Raw genomic sequence first — 6,632 nt, forward strand, 5'->3', positions numbered from 1 at the left:
GTACTTCTGGTCCGACCAGGCGTGATTCCGGCCGGACCGCCCGCGGGGGAGGCTCACCTTCGCACATGCGCCTCACAGGAAACAAGGAGTTCGAGTGCCCTCGGCCCAAAGCGCGGCGTATGGAGAATAGTTACCGGCGGTATCCGCACCGGCATTCGAAATTTGCCGCGGAGCGCACCCGTCAACTTGTGTGTGGGGAAAGGCGATCGGCACACAGGATCTCCCGCTTCGGGACCGCCCGACACAGGAATCTCAGAGCCGGTTCCCGGGGTACTCCCATCCCGGTGGTCCACCATGACCGCCATGAACGCCCCCCACTCCTCCCCCGTCGCCGCGCCGGCTCCCGTCGTCCGCAAGGCGGTCGTCCCGGCGGCCGGACTCGGCACCCGCTTCCTGCCCGCGACGAAGGCGACCCCGAAGGAGATGCTCCCGGTCGTCGACAAGCCGGCCATCCAGTACGTCGTCGAGGAGGCCGCCGCGGCCGGCCTGGACGACGTCCTCATGGTCACCGGCCGCCACAAGCGGGCCATCGAGGACCACTTCGACCACGCCTTCGAACTGGAGCAGGCCCTCGCGGCCAAGGGTGACACCGTGCGGCTGGACGCCGTGCGCGATCCCGCCCGCCTGGCGGACATCCACCACATCCGGCAGGGCGACCCGCTCGGCCTCGGCCACGCGGTGCTGTGCGCCCGCCACCACGTCGGGGACCAGCCGTTCGCCGTACTCCTCGGCGACGACCTCATCGACCCGCGCGAGACGCTGCTCAGCCGGATGCTCGAGGTGCGCGACCGGTACGCCGGAACGGTGGTCGCCCTGATGGAGGTCCCTCCGGAGCAGGTGCACCTCTACGGCTGCGCGGCCGTGGAGCCCTCCGGCGAGGACGGCGTCGTACGCGTCACCGGACTCGTGGAGAAGCCCGCCCGCGAGGACGCGCCGAGCCGGTACGCCGTCATCGGGCGTTACGTCCTCGACCCGGCCGTCTTCGACGTCCTGGAGCGCACCCCGCCCGGCCGGGGCGGCGAGATCCAACTCACCGACGCCCTTCAGGAGTTGGCCGCGTCCGGCACCGTGCACGGCGTCGTCTTCTCCGGCCGCCGCTACGACACCGGCGACAAGGCCGACTACCTCCGCACGGTCGTCCGCCTGGCGTGCGACCGCCCCGACCTGGGTCCGGATTTCGTGGCCTGGCTCAAGGAATTCGTGGCCGGGCTGGAGAACGGGGAGGGGGCGGAGGACCGGCAACTGGCGGCGTGAGGGCGCACATCCGGTCTCCGATCCTCGGTCACGGATCACGGACGCGAGCACCCGGCCACCGGTCATGGACAAGAGCGGTGACCGGGGCCCCGGATGGCCGGGAGCTGGCCCGCACCGCACCCGGAGGGCCCCGGCGCGCGGTCGTCGCTCAGCCGTTGGGACGCAGGGTCCACACCACGGTCATCTCGCCGGTGACGGCTCCGTCGCCGCGGCGGATCTCGATGGCCACGGGGAACTCGGGGCGCTCGCCCGCGTCGAGCTGGGCGACGACGTCGGCGGCCGGGCGGCCGAGGGTCGCGGTGGCGGTGACGGGCCCCATCGCGAGCTTCTTGTAGGAGATCTCGGCGCTGACGGCGAGCGGCACGGCCCGAGAGAGCTGGTCGCCGAAGGCGGCGAGGACGATCGCGCCGCTGGCGGACTCGCCGAGCGTGAACATCGCACCGGCGTGCGGCCCGCCCACGTGGTTGTGGTACTCGCTCTGGTCCGGCAGGGCCACCACGGCCTTCTCCGGGCTGGTCTCGAGGAACTCGAGGTTCAGGGTCCGGGCCATGGGCACCGTGGCGGCGAGCATCTCGCCGATGGACATCTGGTCTGCGCTCATGCGGCGATGTTACCCACGAGTAGCCGACGCTCGCCAGAGCCGCGTGAGGATCGCCGTATGCTTGCCGCCCAGGTGGCCCGGAGAGCAACCAAAGGCCGGCGGCCCCGACCCGCGGCCGAACCCCTACCGGCAGCCCGGCTTCCAGCGACAACCCGCCCCGTACGCGCGGCAGCCGGACGCTCCCTGGAACGCCCCGACCGTGACGGCGACGCCTCCGACGCCCGGCGACGGTGGCGGCCGCGGCCGGCGGACGAAGGTGGTGGCGATCGCCACGGCGGCCGTCGTCGTGGTGGCCGCCGCCGTGACGGGCGCCGTGCTGGCGGGCGGCGGGGACGACGAGGCCGTTCCCGGTCCGGTCCCCTCCTCGGCGCGGGCCTCGGCCTCCTCCTCCGCGACCGGGACTCCCCGCGGGGACCGGACCGGGGAGCCGACCGTCGCCGGCTGGAGGGCCGTCGTGAACCCCGGCCTCGGCGCCGCCTTCGACGTGCCGCCCGGCTGGGCCCCGCAGTCGCGCGACTGGGTCACGTACGTCGCGGAGGACGACGACCCCGCCGACGAGCCGCTCGTCGCCATGAAGGCGCCGGCGGTGCTGAAGGCACAGTGGTGCGCGTCCGACGACGACCGGGACGGCGGGACCGAGCACACAACCCTCGCGAGCGCCGGTACCCGGGGCAACGACGGCGCCAGGAGCACCGAGGAGATCGCCCGGGCCGACTCGGCGGCGTGGGTCTACGGCGGCTACGCCCAGCCCGACCACGACAAGGTGACGACCGGTCCGGTGACCTCGTTCACCACCGCCTCCGGTCTCACCGGCAGCGTCGCCACCTCGCGGTCCTCCGGCGTCGAGGGGCGGGGCAGGTGCGACTCCGACGGCAAGGCCACGACGTTCGCCTTCAGGACACCGGACGGCGACCTGGCCTCGTGGTCGTTCTTCGGCGCCGACGGGGTCGGCGACGAGGTCCCGGACGCCACGATCCGCGAGATCATGGCGACCGTGCGGGTGTTCACGCCCACCGAGTCCTGATTCGGTACGTCCCTGACAAGGGGCGGTGACCCATTCGTGTCCCGGTCGGCACTAGGGTTTCAGGCCATGTGGCCAGGACAGCAGCCGCCCGGGGGAGAGCAGAACCCGCAGGCGCAGAACAATCCCTACCAGCAGCCGGGATACCAGCAGCCGAATCCCTACCAGCAACCCGGCTTCCAGCAGCCCAATCCCTACGCGCAGACGCAGCAGTGGGGCACCCCGGCGCCCGTGGGCCCGCCGCAGACCGGCGGGCCGGGCGGTGGCAACCGGACGAAGCTCATCGCGATCGTGGCGGCCACGGCCGTCGTCGTGGCCGCCGGTGTCACGGGCTTCCTCGTCCTCGGCGGCGATGACGACGACCCGGCGAAGGTCACCGGCAAGGGCAGCAAGAGCCCCACCGTGTCCACCGGCCCGAGCACGTCGGCCTCGTCGTCGACGGGCACGGACGACAACCCGCGCGCCACCGAGACGCTGCAGCCGACCGTCGCGGGCTGGAAGGTCGTCGTGAACCCCAAGCGGGGCGTCGCCTTCGACGTGCCGGCGGACTGGGAGGTCCAGTCGCCGACCCTCAGCCAGGGCTTCGAGTGGGAGGACAAGGAACAGCCCGACGGCTACGACTCGATCATCCAGTCGGGCACCGCCGAGTACAAGTCGAAGTGGTGCACGGAGGACGACGACAAGGACGGCAAGACCGACGACACCGCGCTCGCCATCGTCGGGACCAAGGGCGCCGAAGGGGCCAAGAACACCGACGAGATCGCGATCAACACGCCCGCCTGGTGGGTGTTCGGCGGCTACACGCAGCCCGACAAGAAAAGCATTGCGTTCGACGAGAAGGCCACCGCCTACACGACCGCCTCGGGCATCAAGGGCAGTTACGCGTGGGCCCGGTCGACGAACACGCCCCAGAAGGGCAAGTGCGACAGCGACGGCAAGGCGATCACGTTCGGCTTCAAGAACTCCAAGGGCGACTACGTCTCCTGGAACCTCTACACGGCCAAGGGCGTGAAGGACGAGCTCCCCGACGCGACGATCATGAAGATTCTCAGCACCGTGCGCCTGCACGGCGAACCGACGGAGGGCTGACCTCCGGAGGGGCGGCGGCGGGTCGCCGGTTTGGCAGATCGGTGTCCGGGCGGCGATAGTCGGCCGGTGACCTCAGCCGCCGACACCCGCCCCCGCCTGCGCAGACCCGCCTGGGCGGGCCGCAACTACAGCCTGCTGACCGCCGCCGCGTTCATCACGAGCCTCGGCAGTCAGGGCGCACTCATCGCCGCCGCGTTCGCCGTCCTCGAGACGGGGGGCGACGGCGGCGACGTCGGTCTGGTGGCCGCGGCCCGCACGCTGCCGCTCGTGCTGTTCCTGCTGATCGGCGGCGCGGTCGCCGACCGGCTGCCCCGGCACCGGGTGATGGTCGCGGCCAACGCCCTCAACTGCCTCTCGCAGGCCGCGTTCGCCGTGCTGGTGCTCGCGGGTGAGCCCCGGCTGTGGCAGATGATGCTGCTGACCGCGCTGGGCGGCACCGGTCAGGCGTTCTTCAGTCCCGCCGCCGAGGGCATGCTGCTGTCCTCCGTGAAGGGCGAGCAGGCGGGCCGGGCGTTCGCGGTCTTCCGGATGGCGATGCAGGGCGCGGCCCTCGGCGGTGCGGCGCTCGGCGGCGCGATGGTCGCCGTGGTGGGGCCCGGCTGGGTGCTCGCCGCGGACGCCGCCGCGTTCGCGCTCGCCGGGGCGCTGCGCGCGTTCCTCGACGTGAGTCACATCCCGGCGCGCGGGCCGGGCGGCGGCATGCTCGCCGATCTCCGGGAGGGCTGGCGGGAGTTCAGCGGCCGTCCGTGGCTGTGGGGCATCGTGCTCCAGTTCTCGATCGCGAACGCGGTCGTCGGCGCCGCCGACGCGGTCTACGGTCCCCTCGTCGCCCGGGACCACCTGGGCGGGGCCGGCCCCTGGGGCCTCGCGCTCGGCTTCTTCGGCGCGGGCACGGTGGCCGGCGCCGTCCTGATGACCCGATGGAAGCCCCGGCGCCTGCTGTTCGCCGGCACCCTGTGCGTCTTCCCGCTGGCCCTCCCGTCGGCCGCTCTCGCCGTTCCCGTCCCCGTCGCCGTCCTGTGCGCGGTGATGTTCCTGACCGGCGTCACCCTGGAGGTCTTCGGCGTGTCCTGGATGACCGCCCTCCACCAGGAGATCCCCGAGGACAAACTCTCCCGCGTCTCGGCCTACGACTGGTTCGGCTCGGTCGCCCTGGTCCCCCTGGCCACGGCCCTCGCGGGCCCCGCGGAGTCCGCCTTCGGCTGCACGGCGTCCCTGTGGGGCTGCGCCGCCCTGGTCGTCGTCGTCACGGCGGCGGTCCTGTGCGTCCCGGACGTACGGAACCTGACCCGCCGCACGAAGGTGGCCCGGCGGAGCCCGGCCGACGGCGCCACGGGCGAGGGGGACCGACTTGCGGACGCGGGTCCCGGACGCGAGGGCCTGGCCGGGGTGGACGCGGGGCCAGGGACGACCTGACGGAACGGCATACGGCCTGACGGAAGCCCCCAGGGGGACGGCACCCTGCGGCCGGGAGCCATCCTCCCGCCGCCGCAACGGCCGGGACCGGGAAGGACCCGGGCAGAGGAGCCCCCAAGCATCCCGACCCGGCGATGCCCAAGGGAAATCGGCCCGGTGGACCCGCCCGAGACAGCCGACCCTGCGAGCCGAGAAACCCCGAGCCCGGCGGCCCCCAGCCCTCCGGGGAAGGACACGGGCCGGGTGGCGGTCAGCCGATGCCGAACGCGCCCTCCGGCGGCTCCGGGGACGGCACCGCCTCCTCGTCCCGCACCGGGCCGGCGTCGCCGATGAAACGGCGTAGGCCGGGGCCGTGTTCGACGCGGGCCGGGAAGGCGTCGGAGGCGGTGCGGCGGGCCACGGCGGTGACGTCGAGGGGGTGGTGGGCGGCGACGAGGACCGCGTTGCCGAAGCGGCGGCCGCGCAGGACCGCCGGCTCGGCGATGAGGGCGAGTTCCTCGAACTCCGCCGCGAAGGTGGCGAGCTGGGAGCGCAGGAAGGCGAACGGAGCCGCGTCCGCGAGGTTCGCCAGGTAGACGCCGTCGGCGCGCAGGACGCGTACGGCCTCGCGGGCGTAGGCGAGGGACGTCAGGTGGGCGGGGACGCGGGAGCCGCCGAAGACGTCGGCGATGACGACGTCGGCGGAGCCGGCCGGGGCCGCCTCCAGCCAGGCGCGCGCGTCGGCCGCGTGGAGGGTGATGCCGGTGCCGGGCGGGACCGGGAGGTGCTCGGCGATCAGGTCGAGCAGTCCGTGGTCGGCCTCGACGACGTCCTGCCGGGAGCCGGGCCGGGTCGCCGCCAGGTAGCGGGGCAGGGTGAGCGCCCCGCCGCCGAGGTGCAGCACGTCCAGTGGCCGCCCCGGCTCGGCGACGGTGTCCAGGACGTGCCCGAGCCGCCGCGCGTACTCGAACTCCAGGTGCGTCGGCTCGTCCAGGTCGACGTAGGACTGCGGCGCCCCGTCCACCGTCAGCAGCCATGCCCGCTCCCGGTCGACGTCCGGCATCAGCTTGGCGGTGCCGTGGTCGACGGCTCGGGTGACGGGTATGGGCTCGTCGTTCACCGTCCCATTGTGCCGCCGGCGCGCACGCCGCCGGATCGCGCTTCGGAAGCGTGGGGGGGGGGGGGGGGGGGGGGGGCGCCCCGCCCCCCCCCCCCCCCCCCCCCCCCCGCCCCCGGCCCCCCCCCCCCCCCCCCCCCCCCCGCCCCGCCCCC

6 protein-coding genes are annotated in these 6,632 nt (G+C 73.8%); 4 read left to right on the forward strand and 2 right to left on the reverse strand.

What is annotated here, in order from left to right:
• Positions 1-303: 303 nt before the first annotated feature.
• Positions 304-1,254, forward strand: a complete 951-nt coding sequence (gene galU / locus ACIHAR_RS30410) for a UTP--glucose-1-phosphate uridylyltransferase GalU (RefSeq protein WP_365467572.1) — start codon at positions 304-306, stop codon at positions 1,252-1,254.
• Between the two features lie 148 nt (positions 1,255-1,402).
• On the opposite strand, the gene ACIHAR_RS30415 is transcribed toward galU, so the two are convergent.
• A complete protein-coding gene (locus tag ACIHAR_RS30415) occupies positions 1,403-1,840 on the reverse strand; it encodes a DUF4442 domain-containing protein (RefSeq protein ID WP_365467637.1) in 438 nt (145 codons plus the stop codon).
• 214 nt (positions 1,841-2,054) lie between these two features.
• Here ACIHAR_RS30415 and ACIHAR_RS30420 point away from each other — a divergent pair, with 214 nt between their 5' ends.
• The 3 genes from ACIHAR_RS30420 to ACIHAR_RS30430 all read left to right on the forward strand — a co-directional run bounded on the left by ACIHAR_RS30420 (position 2,055) and on the right by ACIHAR_RS30430 (position 5,381).
• Positions 2,055-2,879: a hypothetical protein gene (locus ACIHAR_RS30420; protein WP_400022695.1), complete on the forward strand. Its 825-nt coding sequence runs from the start codon at positions 2,055-2,057 to the stop codon at positions 2,877-2,879.
• A gap of 66 nt (positions 2,880-2,945) precedes the next feature.
• On the forward strand, positions 2,946-3,965 hold the full coding sequence (locus ACIHAR_RS30425; RefSeq protein ID WP_365467566.1) for a hypothetical protein: 1,020 nt from the start codon (positions 2,946-2,948) through the stop codon (positions 3,963-3,965).
• A gap of 66 nt (positions 3,966-4,031) precedes the next feature.
• Positions 4,032-5,381, forward strand: a complete 1,350-nt coding sequence (locus ACIHAR_RS30430) for an MFS transporter (RefSeq protein WP_400022696.1) — start codon at positions 4,032-4,034, stop codon at positions 5,379-5,381.
• Between the two features lie 250 nt (positions 5,382-5,631).
• Here ACIHAR_RS30430 and ACIHAR_RS30435 read toward each other — a convergent pair whose 3' ends face one another.
• On the reverse strand, positions 5,632-6,423 hold the full coding sequence (locus tag ACIHAR_RS30435; protein ID WP_400022702.1) for a spermidine synthase: 792 nt from the start codon (positions 6,421-6,423) through the stop codon (positions 5,632-5,634).
• Positions 6,424-6,632 lie beyond the last annotated feature (209 nt).

The sequence above is a fragment of the Streptomyces sp. NPDC052016 genome (assembly GCF_044548445.1).
In the GTDB taxonomy this organism is placed as follows: domain Bacteria; phylum Actinomycetota; class Actinomycetes; order Streptomycetales; family Streptomycetaceae; genus Streptomyces.